Origin of the sequence: Sporomusa acidovorans (genome assembly GCF_900101845.1) — a bacterium.
GTDB lineage: Bacteria > Bacillota > Negativicutes > Sporomusales > Sporomusaceae > Sporomusa > Sporomusa acidovorans.
The window spans coordinates 25,120-41,212 of the sequence record NZ_FNAM01000027.1 but is presented as its reverse complement, the minus strand read 5'-3'; the positions used below and the strand labels follow the sequence as shown (position 1 = coordinate 41,212).

The 16,093-nt window shown below is 47.6% G+C and carries 15 protein-coding genes; 14 read left to right on the top strand and 1 reads right to left on the bottom strand.

Annotated elements, in window-relative coordinates; translation table 11 throughout:
* The first annotated feature begins 46 nt into the window (after window positions 1-46).
* Window positions 47-1,375 (top strand): MATE family efflux transporter, encoded by a 1,329-nt coding sequence (locus BLR65_RS17620; RefSeq protein WP_245692871.1) that lies wholly within the window; start codon window positions 47-49, stop codon window positions 1,373-1,375.
* 33 nt (window positions 1,376-1,408) lie between these two features.
* On the opposite strand, the gene BLR65_RS17615 is transcribed toward BLR65_RS17620, so the two are convergent.
* Window positions 1,409-2,452 carry an HD-GYP domain-containing protein gene (locus tag BLR65_RS17615; protein ID WP_093795498.1) on the bottom strand — a complete coding sequence of 348 codons (1,044 nt, stop codon included), beginning with the start codon at window positions 2,450-2,452 and terminating at the stop codon, window positions 1,409-1,411.
* Between the two features lie 187 nt (window positions 2,453-2,639).
* On the opposite strand from BLR65_RS17615, the gene BLR65_RS17610 reads away from it, so the two are divergent.
* The 13 genes from BLR65_RS17610 to BLR65_RS17550 all read left to right on the top strand — a co-directional run bounded on the left by BLR65_RS17610 (window position 2,640) and on the right by BLR65_RS17550 (window position 16,062).
* Window positions 2,640-5,042 carry an MASE3 domain-containing protein gene (locus BLR65_RS17610; RefSeq protein WP_093795497.1) on the top strand — a complete coding sequence of 801 codons (2,403 nt, stop codon included), beginning with the start codon at window positions 2,640-2,642 and terminating at the stop codon, window positions 5,040-5,042.
* Between the two features lie 65 nt (window positions 5,043-5,107).
* Window positions 5,108-5,305 (top strand): hypothetical protein, encoded by a 198-nt coding sequence (locus BLR65_RS17605; protein ID WP_093795496.1) that lies wholly within the window; start codon window positions 5,108-5,110, stop codon window positions 5,303-5,305.
* Between the two features lie 22 nt (window positions 5,306-5,327).
* Window positions 5,328-5,633: a spore coat protein gene (locus BLR65_RS17600; RefSeq protein WP_245692877.1), complete on the top strand. Its 306-nt coding sequence runs from the start codon at window positions 5,328-5,330 to the stop codon at window positions 5,631-5,633.
* Window positions 5,634-5,824: 191 nt separating this feature from the next.
* Window positions 5,825-6,256: a transcriptional regulator PerR gene (gene perR, locus BLR65_RS17595; protein WP_093795494.1), complete on the top strand. Its 432-nt coding sequence runs from the start codon at window positions 5,825-5,827 to the stop codon at window positions 6,254-6,256.
* Window positions 6,257-6,424: 168 nt separating this feature from the next.
* Window positions 6,425-7,081, top strand: coding sequence for a deoxyribose-phosphate aldolase (gene deoC, locus BLR65_RS17590; protein WP_093795493.1), 657 nt, complete (start codon window positions 6,425-6,427; stop codon window positions 7,079-7,081).
* 109 nt (window positions 7,082-7,190) lie between these two features.
* Window positions 7,191-8,072 carry a peptidase MA family metallohydrolase gene (locus tag BLR65_RS17585; RefSeq protein ID WP_093795492.1) on the top strand — a complete coding sequence of 294 codons (882 nt, stop codon included), beginning with the start codon at window positions 7,191-7,193 and terminating at the stop codon, window positions 8,070-8,072.
* Window positions 8,073-8,165: 93 nt separating this feature from the next.
* Window positions 8,166-9,401: a hydrogenase small subunit gene (locus tag BLR65_RS17580; protein ID WP_093795491.1), complete on the top strand. Its 1,236-nt coding sequence runs from the start codon at window positions 8,166-8,168 to the stop codon at window positions 9,399-9,401.
* Between the two features lie 5 nt (window positions 9,402-9,406).
* Window positions 9,407-10,792: a nickel-dependent hydrogenase large subunit gene (locus BLR65_RS17575; RefSeq protein ID WP_093795490.1), complete on the top strand. Its 1,386-nt coding sequence runs from the start codon at window positions 9,407-9,409 to the stop codon at window positions 10,790-10,792.
* Between the two features lie 228 nt (window positions 10,793-11,020).
* Window positions 11,021-12,370 (top strand): phosphomannomutase/phosphoglucomutase, encoded by a 1,350-nt coding sequence (locus tag BLR65_RS17570; RefSeq protein WP_093795489.1) that lies wholly within the window; start codon window positions 11,021-11,023, stop codon window positions 12,368-12,370.
* A gap of 157 nt (window positions 12,371-12,527) precedes the next feature.
* A complete protein-coding gene (locus BLR65_RS17565; protein ID WP_093795488.1) occupies window positions 12,528-13,310 on the top strand; it encodes an MBL fold metallo-hydrolase in 783 nt (260 codons plus the stop codon).
* Window positions 13,311-13,321: 11 nt separating this feature from the next.
* Window positions 13,322-14,440 carry a S1C family serine protease gene (locus BLR65_RS17560; RefSeq protein ID WP_093795487.1) on the top strand — a complete coding sequence of 373 codons (1,119 nt, stop codon included), beginning with the start codon at window positions 13,322-13,324 and terminating at the stop codon, window positions 14,438-14,440.
* Window positions 14,441-14,442: 2 nt separating this feature from the next.
* Window positions 14,443-14,922 carry a 23S rRNA (pseudouridine(1915)-N(3))-methyltransferase RlmH gene (gene rlmH, locus BLR65_RS17555; RefSeq protein WP_093795486.1) on the top strand — a complete coding sequence of 160 codons (480 nt, stop codon included), beginning with the start codon at window positions 14,443-14,445 and terminating at the stop codon, window positions 14,920-14,922.
* Between the two features lie 255 nt (window positions 14,923-15,177).
* Window positions 15,178-16,062, top strand: a complete 885-nt coding sequence (locus BLR65_RS17550) for a hypothetical protein (protein WP_075758071.1) — start codon at window positions 15,178-15,180, stop codon at window positions 16,060-16,062.
* The last annotated feature ends 31 nt before the right edge of the window (window positions 16,063-16,093 follow it).

Genomic DNA, 16,093 nt, shown 5'->3' with positions numbered 1-16,093 from the left:
AAAACCGGATATTCCATAAAATTCCTTGTAGGGGGAAGCTTCCATAGTGATTGTTTCGATAAAAGCATATATGCGGCGGCAAATTATAAAGCTTGCCTGGCCGGTGATTTTTGAAGGGGTGGCCGTTATGGCGGTTAATGCGCTGGTCACTGCCATGGTAGGCAGATTGGGGGCCGTGCCTTTGGCTGCCGTTGGCCTGGCCACCATGATGCAATTTTCGGCGGCAATGGTATTTGCCGCGGCCGGTACGGGGGCAGCGGCCATTGTGGCCCGCGAAACGGGAGCAGGCAACTGGCGGGAAGTACGGAATATTGTGGGTCAAGCCATTATGCTTGGGGCAATGTTAGGCATAGTATTGGCTGTTGTTGGCTGGTTTTTAGCTGCGCCTGCACTGGGGTTAACAGCGGCAGAGCCCGCAGTGACCGAATTGGCCGCCGGCTTAGTTAGAGTAACGCTGCTGTTTACACCTTGGTTTTTAGTCATGTCGATCGGCAATGCCGCTTTGCGCGGCATGGGCAAAACAGAGACGGCCTTTTATATTACTTTTTTCAGTAATAGTTCCGCCATACTGATTTCCTACATACTGATTTTCGGGCACGGCCTGCCGGCCATGGGCCCGTATGGTGCCGCCTGGGGTCTTGGGTTATCTCAAATGGCAGGCGCCCTGGCAGTTTTGGCTGTGCTTAACAGACTTAAAAATATCCGGTTAGCCTGGCGGCATATTCTGGTTATCCGTAATAAGGTGATTGAACGCATTGTCGAGATTAGTGCACCGGCTGCTTTAGAACAATTAGCGATGCAAAGCGGCCGGATGGCATTTGCGTTTATGCTGGCCGGCGTAGGCGCCTTACAATTTGCCGCCCATCAGATTGCTATTCAGATTGAGTCCATGTCATTTATGCCGGGTTTTGGCTTTTCGGTAGCGTCGATGACGCTTGTCGGCCAGTATTTGGGTAAAGGCATGCCTCACCGGGCCGTACAATTTGCCAGACTCACCAATCGAATTGCCTGCCTGGGAATGTCGGTGGTCGGAGTGGTCATTTTTGTATTGGCTAAACCGTTGACTGGTTTATTTATCGCCGATCCGCATGTTATTTATTGGGGTACCTTATGTGTTATGATTTCCGTTCTGGAGCAGCCTACTTTGGCCGTCTGCTTTGTTCTTGCCGGAGCTCTTAGAGGGGCGGGGGATACACGCTGGCCCATGTATATTACTACTTTTGGGGTATGGCTGATACGCCTGCCGCTGGTGTATTTATTTATTCGTGTCTGGGGCTATGACGTAACAGCCGCCTGGTATATTACCGCCGGCGACTATTTGATTCGGAGTGCTATGTTGTGGTGGCGTTTTAATGCAAAAAAGTGGGGTAAATAATGATCGTCACGCAGCCAGCGTGACGATCATTATTTACTCGGCAATTACATTTATAATAAAAAGCTGGGGTTTTATAGCCAAATCGACGATTTGGTTAATAGCCGGACAGTCTCTGCGCGGGCCTTTTGTGGTAACGTGTACAGTCGGGGTTGCTGCAAAATGAACTCTGTTTTTTATGACATAAGCTTTTTGGTTGGTATTTAGCCTGACAAAGCAGCCAACAGAATAGAGCGGTGTTGTATGAAAAAAAGCCCGCAGCAAATACATATCAAACATAGTATTGCCATTGGCCAGCATAGTTTCCATAACCGTATTGCGGGAACCGCCACTTTTGGATATACAAGCAATGTTGTTGTCAAAGTAGTTGGCAATAGTCACTAAACGGGACAAAGGATGAATTTCTCTGCCGGCCAAGCCGGCAGGATAGCCTTCGCCATCATAACGTTCATGATGCTCAGCGGCAATCCGGGCCACGAGGGTACCCAACTTATTCTTAAGTAAAAGTTGCTGTCCGTAAATTGGGTGCAAGTGCTCCGGATAAGCTGCCGGTCCGTCGGGAGCCGGTAAAACCAGTTTACCCAGGTCAGGAAAAAGAGCCCCCTGCGCTAAATCCATAAGTACCGGTCGTGGCAGTCGCATATAAAGCCCTGTCGCTACCACCATAAGGCAGACGTTAACAGCGTGAGCGACTTCGTCTTGACCTGGTTGGCGTACCTGAATATTCACAATTTCTCCCAGGTTCTTTTCCGTCTCATCAATAACCTGTCCAATGGTGTAGCGGATTTTTTGGATCGCTAAGGAATGCAGGCCGGCATGTATTATACTTTGGGTTTTTTTATCATACAGTGACCGAAAGCAGTTGGTTAAATCACTGCGAAGTTCCGGCATAATAACTGTGTGGTTTTTTAAGCTGACTGCGCAAGAATCAAAAACAGGAATATTGGTTATTCCCAGTTGCTTAAGGCGGCTTATGTATTGTTCAGTAAGGGCAATCCCCTGTTCCAGGAGCAAATTGCCATTGTCATCAACAATATCCTGTGTCAGTACCATACCGGCAGTTATCTCGCTGATAAGCATAAAATGGCCTCCTTTTTTGTGCCTACCATTATTATACAAAACTGATAATAGAAAAGGAATGCATCTTAGTCCTAGTTATCTAGGACTTTCGTCTGACATTTTATGTTAGGAACACCCAACTTAGTTGCGGCATATTATGTTAGTAGCATAGGTATTATGTGTGCTCTTCTTGGGAGGGGGGATAAAGGTGTCGCTGTTGGTGAATCACATGCGCTCTAGTGTCCAGTTAGCAGTTCTTGCTTCCGTATTATGTGGTATCCTGGGGCTATTTTCCTGGGTGCCTAAAGTTTTTTATATTGTTTATGTCAATGAGAATTATCTGATTTTCCATTCTGCTTGTGAGATTATTTGTATAAGCATAGCACTCGCTATGTTTATTGTTGTTTGGTATGGTTGGCCGCAAACCAAAAACAGCCGCGATTTGGTGATAGCTATGTTTTTTTTGGCGGTAGGCCTGCTGGATTTGGCACATTTGTTGTCCTATAAAGGCATGCCCGATTTTATAACCGCAAATAATGGAAATAAGGCGGCGCTGTTTTGGATTATCAGCCGGCTTTTGGCCGGTGCCGGCCTGCTGGCAGCTGTTTATATCCCACGCCGCAGCAAGAATCCGGCTTTTCACCGGTTGTATCTTCTATCAGTAACATTGGTAACGGCGTTTGTCTCCATAGCCTTGGTCATAGCATTTGAACAATCCCTGCCACCAATGTTTATACCAGGACAAGGAATAACCTTGGGAAAAGTTGTCCTGGAATATCTGACCGTGCTGCTGAATCTTCTGGCTGTATATCTGTACGGCCACCGGAATTCTGCCCATAAAGCAGTATATTTGCTGCGGGTCGGCCTGATTTTCAGTATGGTGGCCGGAGTGGCCTTTACTTTATATAGCGATGTTTATGACAGTATCAACTTGCTGGGACATATCTACAAAATTGCAGCCTATTATTGTGTACTAAGAGCTTTACTGCAAACATCTTTCTTATGTCCCTATATTCGAATTGCGCGCCTTAATCGCGCGCTTAGGGCCATGGTTTCTAAGAATATGACGTTATACAAAGACACCAAAGACAGTGAACGCATCCTAAAGCAAGCCTTCATCCAGTTAGGGGCTACGCTAGCGAGTAAACACGATCTGGATGGGATGTTGCAGCAGGTCGTTTCGGCAACGGGAACAGTATTTCAGTGTGAGCATGTATATCTGGCGCTGGTCAAAGATAAAATACTGGAAATTGTAGCCTATATCAGCAGTTTTAAACCTCCGGATAAAATCAGTCCGGAAAATAGTTTTATGGGGAAAGTATATCTTGAGAAAAAGCCGCTTGTGGTTGACCGGCTTAGTCTTTATCCGGACTGGATGATCGACGCTGTGAGGCGGGCCGGGTTAAAATCCATGGTTGGCGCACCGATCAGGCATAACGGTGATGTAATTGGCGTGCTGGAGATTTTTTCCCGTAAAGAAAAAAATTTTACTACTCATGACGCCCAATTTTTAAGTGTCTTTTCCCATCAAGCGGGTGAAGCCATTAAAAATGCCAGGGCCTATGAAACTACGGTTGAAAGCTTTGAAGAACTTAGCTTACTGTATGACATTGTTAAGGAACTGGCGATGCAGAAATCACCGGCAGCCATTTTGACCGGCATAGCGGATAAATTGTATAATCTGTTTGCTGCAAATGGTGTTGTAGCATTTATCATGCACCACCGGGACGACGGCATCCATACTGAACCGGTGTTTGCCAACGGTTTAGAACAAAAGGAAATTAACCATTTGCAGCATATTTTTTCTGATAGCAAGATGACCTGGCCCTGGAGCGGGCTTAGTAATATCGATGCAGATACCGCCTATGAGAGTGAGCGGGGACTGATTACCATGTCGGTGCTTTTATCGCGGCGCCTGAATATTCTGCCGCTCCTGGCGAGCGGTAAACTGCAGGGGCTGATCGTTCTTGCCTGGAATGACCCGCTGCAAGAAATTCCACCAGGAAAAGAACTTGTGCTAATCACCATTGCCAGCCAGACGGCAATTGGACTTGAACGGGCTTATTTATACGATCATTTCCAGGCTATGGCGCTTACCGATCCCTTAACCCGGCTGGCCAATCGCCGTCAATTTGAAATTGTCCTTGGACGCGAGATTAGCCGTACCATCAATTATCATCGGCCGTTAAGCCTGGTCATGTTTGATATCGACTTTTTCAAGAAAGTGAATGATACCTGGGGCCATCTGGCAGGTGATGCGATTTTACAGAGGATGGGAGTATTAATAAAAGAAAATTTCCGTCAGACCGATATGACTGCCCGCTACGGCGGCGAAGAATTTGCGGCAGTCCTGCCGGAGACCTGCCTGGCTGAGGCGGTGCAATTGGCTGAAACCTTTAGGAAGATTATTGAAAATGCCAAGTTTGAAGTGGATCAGACAGTTATCGAAATTACGATTAGTTTAGGGGTAGCCACCTTTGAGAGTTCCAGTACCTGGAGTGATCCAAAAACAGAATTGATTGATGCTGCCGATCAGGCACTTTACCATGCAAAACAACAAGGACGCAACCGCGTGGAATGTCATAAGCCACAGGATGGTAAAATAGGGTAAAACTGAATAGAAACTGCGTTTACTACACATGCTATTTCCAATAAATCGCAAAGGAGGGAATACATGTGTTATCATCCAAAGAATTGATGCATCTTGAAGATTTTTTGGGCATGGAGCAAAATTGTGCCAAAACGATGAGTTACTTTGCCAGCAATGTGCAAGATGCTCAGGCTAAGCAACTTTTCCAACAGCTCGGTCAAAAGAGTCAGCAGCATGTTCAAACCATGAGCAAACATCTAAATGCAGGTCAGAATTTACAATAATTGAGGTGATAACGTGGCACAAATGGGTCAACAATCCGGGCAGCAAATGCAAAGCGGCATGAGTGGCCAAGGCAGTAATCTTTCCGAACGTGAACTTTTGCAGCTTGCGCTCAACGAAGCCAAGTATACAGCGGCGGCTGTTAATACTTTTGCACTGGAGTCCACCAACGATACACTTCGCCGGGACTATCTGACCATTCTGGGGGATGTTCACAGTCAGGAAAAACAAATTTTCGACTTAATGCAGCAAAAAGGTTACTATAATGTGAAAAACGCCAGCCCGCAGGAAATTTCCCAGGTTCAATCTAAATTTAGCCAAGGGCAGTAGCCATATAGGCAGATAATGAGACAACAAGCCGGGAATTTTGCATACTAATGCAGAATTCCCGGCTTATTTTTGCATAAAAATTCTTTGCGTAAAATTCCTTGACATTGCCAATTAGTAAGATGTAAAATAGAAAAAGAACTATTCAATAACAATTTTCCGGTGGTAATTTGTAGTAAGGGTAGGGGAGATCTGTGGATATTTGTGTAACGTCATTGTTACGAGACAAAGGGTTCAAAGTTACGCCGCAGCGATTGGCGATCTATAATGCTTTAGTTGCCACGAAAGCGCATCCCAGTGCGGAAATGATTTACAACGAGCTTCAGCCGGTATATCCGACCATGAGTTTGGCGACCGTGTATAAAACAATTGAGATTTTAAAAACCTTGAAGCTGGTACAGGTGCTTAACGTTGGCGAAGATAGTTTTCGCTATGACGCTGACACCACAAATCATCCGCATATTCGTTGCATGTGCTGCGGCCGGGTTGATGACTTGCATGGGGTGGATTCTACTGAGTTTACCGATCAGGTTGCTGCAACGACTAAGTATACCATCCAGGGCCAACAATTTTATTTTTATGGTGTGTGTCCCAAATGTCAGGCGGCCGCTTCGGCAGCAAGTTAGCCGTCCAGTGAAAATAACGAAAAGATTGCCGCATGTCGGCAGTCTTTTCGTTATTTCATTGTCTTAACCAGAATCAGAAACCTTAAAACGGCTGCGCAGACAAAAAAAGGCGGATTAGCCGGAAATGTGCCACAGCCTGGTTTTTTGCACTAAGGGAGGTTATGAATAATGAATTTGGCAGGCTACATTGATCATACCCTGCTTAAGCCGGAAGCTAGGGTAGAGGATATTATCAAACTATGTGAGGAAGCGGAACAGTTTAAGTTTGCCGCTGTTTGTGTTCAGCCTATTTATGTTGATTTGGCTGCTCATTGTTTGGCCGGTACGGGAGTAAAAACCGCCACTGTTATTGGCTTTCCCTTTGGGGTAACCTTTACCGGCAGCAAGGTAGCGGAGGCGAAAGAAGCCGTATTCCGTAAGGCCGGTGAACTGGACATGGTTATGAATATTGGGGCCGCCAAGGCGGGGCGTTGGGAAGTCGTGACGGATGACATTAAGCAAGTGGTTGAGATTGCGGATGGCGTTCTTGTTAAGGTTATTATTGAAACCTGTTTATTAACCGAGGAAGAAAAGCGCCGCGCCTGTCACGCCGTGATAGAAGCAGGCACCCAGTTTGTTAAGACCTCCACAGGCTTTGGCACAGGCGGTGCGACTGTGGCTGATATTCAACTAATCAAACGGGTCGTTGGCGATAAAATTGGCATTAAGGCTTCAGGTGGGATTCGTACTTTGGAACAGGCCAAGGAACTGATTGCCGCCGGCGCCACGCGCCTGGGGACAAGTAGCGGAGTTGCTATTGTTGGCGGTACGGTTCCAAAAGGTTAGCAGGATGTTATTCTATTCGATACTTTATATTTACATAAAAAACCTGTAGAAGTAAACTTGTACGCATGATATAATGTCCTTTACTTGCTCGAAAGGAGGGCAGCAAATCATGCGTACTTTTATGCAAACAATTCCCGGCGGTGTGCCGTTAATCATTGGTTTGGCGCTGATCTGTCTCATTGTCAGCATGGTGCCGATCCGGCCGCAAATGTGGCTGTACCCTCTGGTACGGCAGGCAGTTGTTCTAAAGATTAATTTTCAGACAAGAGATATGCTGGCCAGGGAGACGCCGCATTTTTTTATTCGTTATACGGAGCGTGACGCTGACAGCGTCGATATGGTGGCAACCGCCGCCGAGGCGGCTTATGAGCCGGTGACGGCAACGCTTAACTATGCTCCGGAGAAAAAGACTTTGATCTTGATCTATCCTGACCGTCAAGCCATGAAAGGGGCTTATGGCTGGGTAGGGGAATCAAATGCCATGGGATTTTACTGGGGTGGAGTCATTCAGATTTTGTCGCCTAAGGCCTGGATGAAAAACAGCCAATCGGTCGAGGAGTTTATTACTACCGGCCCGCTGGCTCATGAATATACCCATCTGGTATTGGACCATCTGGCCAGGGGCAATTATACCCGCTGGTTTACCGAAGGGTTGGCTCAATATGTTGAATATAAGGTTAACGGCTATGAATGGTTAACCGCAGAGAATGGCTTGTCAGGCGGGGGATATTCGTTTAAGGAACTTGACCACGATTTTGACGGGTTGCCCAATCAAGCACTGGCCTATCGTCAGTCACTGGCAGCCGTTCGCTATATTGCGGAAGTCCAAGGGGATGCGAAATTGACGCAGGTCCTTGCATTTCTAAAATCGGGTGTACCGGTAAATAAGGCAATTGAAAGATCACTGGGTATGGATTATGCCAGCTATGAGACAATGGTGAATCTGTGGGCCCAAAACAATATGAAGCAATATAGTAAAATTGCAAATTAAGGGATACGCTTGCCGGCGTGCCCTTTTTTACATAGATTGACCAATCTTGGGAAAATTAACATTGCGGTAATATTGCCTATAAGGGGGGAGTCAATGCTCACCCGGCGAGAATTTCTCAAACTATGTACTGCCACAATAGCGAGCGTTAGTTTAACCGACTGCCTCATACCCATAATGCGTGAGGTTTTTGCTGAAGGCAAACTGACTAAACCGCCGGTTATTTGGCTGGAGCTTGGATCTTGCACCGGCAATTCCATTTCTTTTGAAAATGCGGTGAATCCCAACTTTCATCAGGTGCTTACCGATATGATCGATATGCGGTATAACTGGCTGCTTAATGTTGCACAAGGTTCGGAAGCTGTGCAGGCGTTAATGGATACTGTGGAAAAGGAAGCCGGCAAGTTCTGGCTGGTTATTGAGGGGTCTGTTATGACTGCCGATAACGGACGCTATAATCATATTTTTGAGCGGGACAATCAAATGGTGACAGGACTGGCAGCGCTGCAGGAGTTTGCTCCTAAAGCCAAACAGATTATTGCTGTCGGAACCTGTGCCTGCTTTGGCGGTCCCGCGGCGGCCTATCCCAACCCGGGAGGAGCCAAGGGAGTATGGGAAGTGATCAAACAGCCTGTCATTAATATTCCCGGTTGTCCTGCCAACCCGGACTGGATGACAGGTACATTCAGTCATCTCATTATGTACGGCTTACCGGAGCTTGATAGTTATAACCGGCCTAAAATGTTCTTTGGTCAAACCATCCATGATTTATGCCAGCGCCGCCAGCAGTTTGAAGATGGAATTTTTGCCTCGTTTCCCGGTGAAAGCGGTTGCTTGTTTCGGGTTGGCTGTAAAGGACCAATTACCCATGCCGATTGCCCTAAACGACAGTGGAATCATTATGTTAACTGGCCGGTAAGAGCCGGCGCGCCGTGTATCGGCTGTGCCAATCCGGGGTTCCCTGATAATACGATGCCGTTTTATCAGCATTTACCTGATCTGCAAACGCCATTGGGCGCCGTCAATATTAAAAAATTCGGTGCGGCTGCGGCTGGTTTGGGAACGGCGGCAGTCGGCGCGTATCTTGCTACCAGTGTTGTTGCCAAGCGGGTGGGGAAACACTGGCTCGACGGTACGAAGCCCACTGAGCCTGATCCCCCGGAAAATCTGGAACAGCTTAAACAGGAACTGGATGACCTTATTCGGCAGCAAAATGCACTGATTAGCGAAAGTAAAAGCCTGGAACGCAGTAAGGTTAAACGCAGGCTGCCCAGAACACTGCGCCAGAAAGTCGTTGACTTTTTTCGCCCGGGGCAAAAACACAGGAGGTGATCAGCATGGCCAGGCAGACCGTTTTTCCCGTAACACGTGTCCATGAGCCGCTTAAAGTTGAGGTTGAGGTGCAAAACGGCAGGATTGTAGATGCTTGGCTGGGCGGGCATTTGTTCCGGGGATTTGAAAATATGTTAGTCGGTCGCGACCCGAAAGATGCTGCGCTGTTTACTCAGCGGATCTGCGGAATTTGCTCAGGTGCTCATGCCGTCGCCGCCGCTATGGCGCAGCAGCAAGCCTTTGGTGTTGCACCAACTCCAACCGGCCAGCAGTTAACGAACTTAATCTTTGCCGCGGATATCATTCAAAATCATTTGCGGCATTTTTATCTGCTTGTATTGTATGACTATGTCAAAGGGCCGGACATGCCTCCTTACTTGCCCGGAATGCAGGCGGATTTCCGCCTGCCGCCTAAACTAAACGCCGAACTTTTGCAGCATGCCAAGGAAGGTACAGTAATGGCTATGCGGGCGCATGAGGCTATGGCTGTATTTGGCGCCAAGGCGCCGCATCAGCAGACTATTATGCCTACCGGCGTTACCGAGCAGGCGTCAAGCGAGCGGCTAATGGCCTATAGCGCCATTCTGCAGGAATTGGCGGAGTGGGTAGAAAACTTTTTTCTATATGATATCCGGGTTATTGCTGATTACTATAAAGATTACTACTCCATAGGGGGCGGCTACGGCAATTTTATGTCCTATGGCATGTTTCCCGCACCGGTAACAGGCGAACGCGCTTTCAAAGCCGGCTTGATCATGAAGCAGGGATTGGAGGCACTTGACGCCAATTTGATTACGGAGGAAATTCGCTATAGCTGGTATACTGATGATCAGGAAAGCCGAATCCCCCAGGAAGGACGCACTATCCCCGACCGGGACAAGGCGGAGGCTTATTCGTGGGTCAAGGCGCCTAGGTATCATGATATGCCGGTGGAGAGCGGGCCGTTGGCGCGGGGGTTTATTAATGGCGGTTATCGCCGGGGAATTTCGGTTATGGACCGTCTGGCTGCCAGGGCAGAAGAAACATTAAAGATATGCCGCCTGACTCAAGGCTGGCTGAATGAAATTGTGCCCAATTCACCCACCTGCCAGCCGTTTACACCGCTTGACAGCGGAAGTGGCGTGGGCTTGACTGACGCTATGCGGGGGGCATTGGGGCACTGGTTGGAATACCGGCATAATAAAGTGACTCATTACCAGATTATTACGCCGACAACCTGGAATTTTTCGCCGCGTGACAGCAAGGGAATGCGCGGGCCGGTCGAACAGGCGCTTATCGGCACGCCGGTAGCGGATGGCGCCAATTTGGTTGAAGCCGGACGGGTGATCCGGTCTTTTGACCCCTGCTTTACCTGCGCTGTGCACCTGGTGGAGTGTCCGGTAATACAATAGCCATAAAATGAATTATTATTTTTCGCGGCGAACAGAGAACGGTTGAAGCCGGCCTACGGGAGTGATACAATAATGACTAGTACTAAAAGACTTGGCTATAGCCAAGTCTTTTAGTTAGTCAAACAGAACTTATTATTGACTTCTGTTAACATAAGTGCAACCGTCGGCTGGCACTGTGCTAAAGGTTCAGCGGGTAGCCGGGTTTTCTAAGCCAGAGAGGAGAAAGGCATGAGCATTTTCAAAGCGTGTGATATTCGCGGTGTGGCAGGCAGGGACTTAACCGACGATTTGGTCAGGCGAATTGCGTTGGCCATCGGGGTTATCCTTACCGGACAACAGGTCGTGGTAGGCGGGGATGTACGCTTATCTACGCCGGCCTTGCAAAAAATGATGATTGACGGGCTAGTGGAGTCCGGCTGCCAGGTACTTGATATCGGGACAGTAGCTACTCCCGTATTTTACTATGCGTTACAGACTGCCGGTGCAACCGGCGGAGTTATGGTAACCGCTTCGCATAATCCTGCCCAGTATAACGGTTTTAAGCTTGTGCTTGGTTCTAAACCGGTCAGCGAAGAACAAATTGCTCATATTGGGCTATTGGTTGAACAAAATGCCCGGACTCACGGTGACGGCAAGCTCACGCAGTTGCCGGTTATCGAGAAGTATCTGGAGTATACGGCCGGCAAAGCCAATACAGGGAATTTGAAAATTGTGCTTGATGCCGGCAGCGGTGCAACCGCCACCATTGCGCCCCCATTGTTCAAGCGGCTGGGTTATGAAGTTGTCGAACTGAATTGTACGCCGGATGGACGTTTTCCGCAGCGGCCCCCCAATCCTGCTTTGCCGGAAAACCTCGCTGCGCTCGGTGCTGTGGTGCGGGCAGAAGGGGCGGCGCTGGGAATTGGCTTTGACGGTGACGGTGACAGGGTGGGCGTTGTTGACGAAGCAGGGCGTCCACTTGATAACGATGATATCATGGTGTTAATCGCCAGGCAGTATCTTGCCGCCGGGCCGGGTACGATTATCTATGATGCCAAGTGTTCCATGGTTGTACCGGAAGAGGTGGCAAAAGCAGGCGGACGTCCCATTATGGCCCGCGCCGGCCACACTTTTAGCAAAACTGCCTTTATTCAGGAACAGGCATTGTTTGCCGGTGAAATCAGCGGCCACTTTTTTTTCCGCGAACTGGGATATGACGATGGTATGTTTTCCGGGCTTAAAATATGTGAATTAGTAGCTAAACAAGGCAGTCTGGCCGCGCAGGTAGACGCCATTCCCAACTATTTGCTGACACCGGACATCCGCGTTACCTATACAGGTTCTGATAAGGAATCCATTCTTCATCAGGTGGCGGCGAAACTGGCCGCTTATAAGCCTAACCGGATCGATGGAGTACGCATTGAGTTTGATGATGGCTGGGGGATGATTCGTGCCTCGGTGACGGAACCCTTGTTTACCTTGCGGTTTGAAGCGAAAACCAGTATAAGGCTAAGGGAGATTACCGCAACTTTATTGGCGGCACTGCCGGCGGCACTGCGGGAAGCGGTCACAGCCAAACTGCCGGCAGAGTGCAGCTAACGGACATGGACATATTAATTGATAACTTCGATTAATTACCGGGCAAAGTAGATTTTTTCGGAGTAAGTTCATAATTTATTTAGGGAAAAAGGATTTGTTGGCTGCCGGGTCGAATATATTGCTAATTTCAATAAGATAGTTAATCAAAGAGGTAATTATGCAAATTCATGTTTTAGCCAGTGGCAGTACCGGAAATGCTATATTTGTGGAAATGGAAAACACCAAATTATTGGTGGATGCCGGTATTAGTACACGACGCATCAAGCAGTCCCTTGCTAAACTCGGAACCAATATTGAAGATCTTGACGGTGTACTCATCACCCATGAACATCGCGATCATGTCAGCGGGCTGACGACACTGCTCAAAAAATATCATCTGCCCGCATACGCCCGGCCGGATACCTGGCAATCCATGTATTGCCGCCATGTATTGCCGGATGAATGCTGCCTGACGCTTGTCGACAGTCTGGATATCGGCAAGGTAAAAATTGAACCCTTCGGTATTTCCCATGACGCGGCCGATCCTGTCGGGTTTCGTCTATATGCAGGCAGTACCAAAGTAGGGATAGCGACCGACCTCGGGTTTGTAACGCCGACAGTCAAAGAAGCATTAGCCTTTTCCGACGTGTTGGTGTTAGAGTCAAATCATGACGTTGATATGCTGAAAAACGGCAGTTACCCCTGGCCTCTGAAAAAACGAATTATGAGCAACCGCGGGCATTTGGCGAATACCGATGCCGGCTGGACACTGGCGCGACTGAACCGCAAGCAGCACACCGATGTATTTCTGGCACATATGAGCCAGGAAAATAACCGGCCCGAACTGGCGGAAAAAACGGTTGCCGATATTATAACCCAAGAAGGCTGTAAGGTGAATCAAGACATTACCTTGCATCTTACCTATCCTGAGCAAATATCAGGAATTTGCAAACACCAATAGGAGGCGATCATATGAAATGGTTCAAAAAGCTGACACCCTATATTGTTATATCATTAATTAGTATGATTGTTGGCGCTACCCTGGTGCTGGGATGTGCCGGCAAAGTTATGGATAAATCTCAGAAGCCAAACACAGAATCGCCCTTTAAAGCGCTGCAGCCGCCTACTGTTCAGGCACAGGTTTCGGAAGCCCGCAATACAGCCATTGTCCGGGCGGCACAGTCGGTTGGACCGGCTGTTGTCGGGATTACCAACAAAGGACTGGCCCGCGACTTTTTTAGCAACCGCAAAGTACTGGTCGAACAAGGAACAGGCTCAGGCGTTATCTTTGACGCGCAAGGATACATAGCGACTAATTATCATGTTGTGCAGGATGCGCAGGAAATATCCGTATCCTTGTCGGATGGCCGTACCGTGGACGGTAAAGTGATTGGTGTCGACCAGGCTACAGATTTAGCTGTTGTAAAAGTGGAGGCCGATAATCTGCCGGTAGCTACGCTCGGCGATTCGGATTCGCTTATGGTGGGAGAACCGGCTATTGCGATCGGTAACCCGCTTGGCCTTGAATTCAAAGGCAGTGTCACCGCCGGTGTAATCAGTGCTTTAAACCGGTCGCTTGATATCGGCGAGCGTCGTTTCAAACTCATCCAGACCGATGCTGCCATTAACCCCGGCAATTCCGGCGGGGCCCTTGTTAATGCCGACGGGGTGGTTGTCGGGATTAACAGCGCGAAAATTTCCCTGTCAGGTGTAGAAGGAATCGGTTTTGCCATTCCTATCAACAGTGCCCGCCCGATACTGCAATCCCTGATTGATAAAGGCCGGGTGGTCAGGGCCTATCTGGGAGTAGGCGCTTTAGACCAGGCCTCCGCCGCGAAATACGGCTATGAACTTAAACTGGACAAGGGGGTTTATGTGGCTAAAGTATCTCCTTCCGGTCCGGCCAGCAAGGCCGGCATTAGTGAAGGGGATGTCATTCTCAAAGTCGCCGGTGCTGAAACCAATAGCGTGGCTGAACTTAGAGCCGTACTTGACAGCCAGCAGGTAGGCAGCAAAGTAGAAGTGGTCATAAAACGCAATGGGCAAAACTCGACCATCACAGTATTGCTGGAAGAAATGCCTGAACAATAACGATGAAAATAACAATTGTTGCCATAGGGAAAATTAAAGAAAAGTATTTAGCTGCCGGTATTCAGGAATTTTTAAAGAGGCTTACGCCTTACTGCAAGCTGGACATTAGCGAACTTGCGGAAGAACGTATGCCGGACAATCCGTCACCGGCAGAAAAAGCACAAGCGCTCACCCGTGAGGGTGAGCGCCTTTTAAAAGCCGTGCGGACGGGAAGCTATCTCATTGTGCTCGATGTCGCCGGCCAGGCGCTATCTTCGGAACAATTGGCCGCCAAGTTTGACAGTCTGGCCCTCAGCGGCCAAAGCGATATAACCTTTATCATCGGCGGGGCTTTCGGACTGTCCGCTGAAGTAGTGAGGGCAGCTAAGGAAAGACTTTCCTTCTCAAAAATGACGTTCACCCATCAGATGATACGGCTGCTTTTGGTAGAGCAGGTGTACCGCGCATTTAAGATTAGCCGGGGAGAACCGTACCACTGGTAACGGTGCTGGTTTTTGCCCTCAAGTCCTGTTTCTGCAGGGCTTGAGGGCTTTTTTTGTGCGTTTTTAGTGAAAAAGGTGAACTGCCCTGATTGCCCTCGAAATTGATTCAGTAAGCGGTTACCTTTTTGGAGAGAAAATAGCACGGTGAAATGGTGCAGGGCTTGAAAATCGGAAGGGATTTATACGCTTTGAGGGAAACATATGGTTTAGAGAACATTACCGACTTATCTTAATATGAACGAGGAGTTAAAAATAATGGCTAACAGAACCTTGGAGGAAGTTTCTAAATATGTTGAATGGCAAAGTCAAAATAAATGTAAGGTTGTGAGTGCAAAACCGGAGCATGAATTTAACGATTTAGGCGTAGAAGTACGAGTTTGGAATGTTAAAACTGATACAGAAGGAGCTTGGTGGGTCGTCGAAGGAGACTCTGTTCCAATGAATTTATACCCTCAAGAAGCCTATTATTTTTCTGCTGATGAGGTTTACTCTTTTCATATGGGATTAATGGATAGGATGAATGCTTCTTCTGAATACAAACCGGAGGAATTTATAGAGGCAATAACTTTAGGCTGTGATATTGCTCCGCAATTATTTAGGAAACTCAAGATTATTGCCTCATCAATAGATACTGCAGTAGAAATTGAAGATTTTCAAGCAATTGGGGTGCAGTGTAGAGAAATACTAATTGAGTTAGGAAATTCTGTCTATTTTGAAGAAATGGCAAGTGATAAAGAGCAGCCGCAAGCATCAAATTTTAAGAAAAAGGCAGAGCTGTTTCTTCAATTCTGCTTGGATGGATCAGATAATGGAGACTATAGAAGTATCATAAAGAAAGTTACGGAAGCTACCTGGGATTATGCATGTAAAATCACCCATTCGAGCAATTCAACATTCTATGAAGCATCAACATGTGTTACTCTTTGTACATCGTTAGTAGGTATCTACGAAAACATAAGACAGAAAGTTTCCGACCCAATTGCTCAGTGTAAGTGTAGGGTCTGTAAAAGCAAAAAACTGAAGATTATTAATGATGACTTGGGTGAAGATGGGTATGTGAAAAAATTAATTTTAAAATGTGAAGAATGTGGAGAGAATACAGAGATTGTTTTTGAAGAGGTAGTTCCTCCTTTAGAATGATTTGAGTAGTACAGTTTGACTTTTTTTATAA

Coding starts and splice junctions, on each gene's coding strand:
- BLR65_RS17615 (WP_093795498.1), bottom strand. CDS start 2,452: ATGCTTATCAGCGAGATAACTGCCGGTATGGTACTGACACAGGATATT.
- BLR65_RS17600 (WP_245692877.1), top strand. CDS start 5,328: ATGGGTCAACAATCCGGGCAGCAAATGCAAAGCGGCATGAGTGGCCAA.
- deoC (WP_093795493.1), top strand. CDS start 6,425: ATGAATTTGGCAGGCTACATTGATCATACCCTGCTTAAGCCGGAAGCT.
- BLR65_RS17585 (WP_093795492.1), top strand. CDS start 7,191: ATGCGTACTTTTATGCAAACAATTCCCGGCGGTGTGCCGTTAATCATT.
- BLR65_RS17580 (WP_093795491.1), top strand. CDS start 8,166: ATGCTCACCCGGCGAGAATTTCTCAAACTATGTACTGCCACAATAGCG.
- BLR65_RS17575 (WP_093795490.1), top strand. CDS start 9,407: ATGGCCAGGCAGACCGTTTTTCCCGTAACACGTGTCCATGAGCCGCTT.
- BLR65_RS17570 (WP_093795489.1), top strand. CDS start 11,021: ATGAGCATTTTCAAAGCGTGTGATATTCGCGGTGTGGCAGGCAGGGAC.
- BLR65_RS17565 (WP_093795488.1), top strand. CDS start 12,528: ATGCAAATTCATGTTTTAGCCAGTGGCAGTACCGGAAATGCTATATTT.
- BLR65_RS17560 (WP_093795487.1), top strand. CDS start 13,322: ATGAAATGGTTCAAAAAGCTGACACCCTATATTGTTATATCATTAATT.
- rlmH (WP_093795486.1), top strand. CDS start 14,443: ATGAAAATAACAATTGTTGCCATAGGGAAAATTAAAGAAAAGTATTTA.
- BLR65_RS17550 (WP_075758071.1), top strand. CDS start 15,178: ATGGCTAACAGAACCTTGGAGGAAGTTTCTAAATATGTTGAATGGCAA.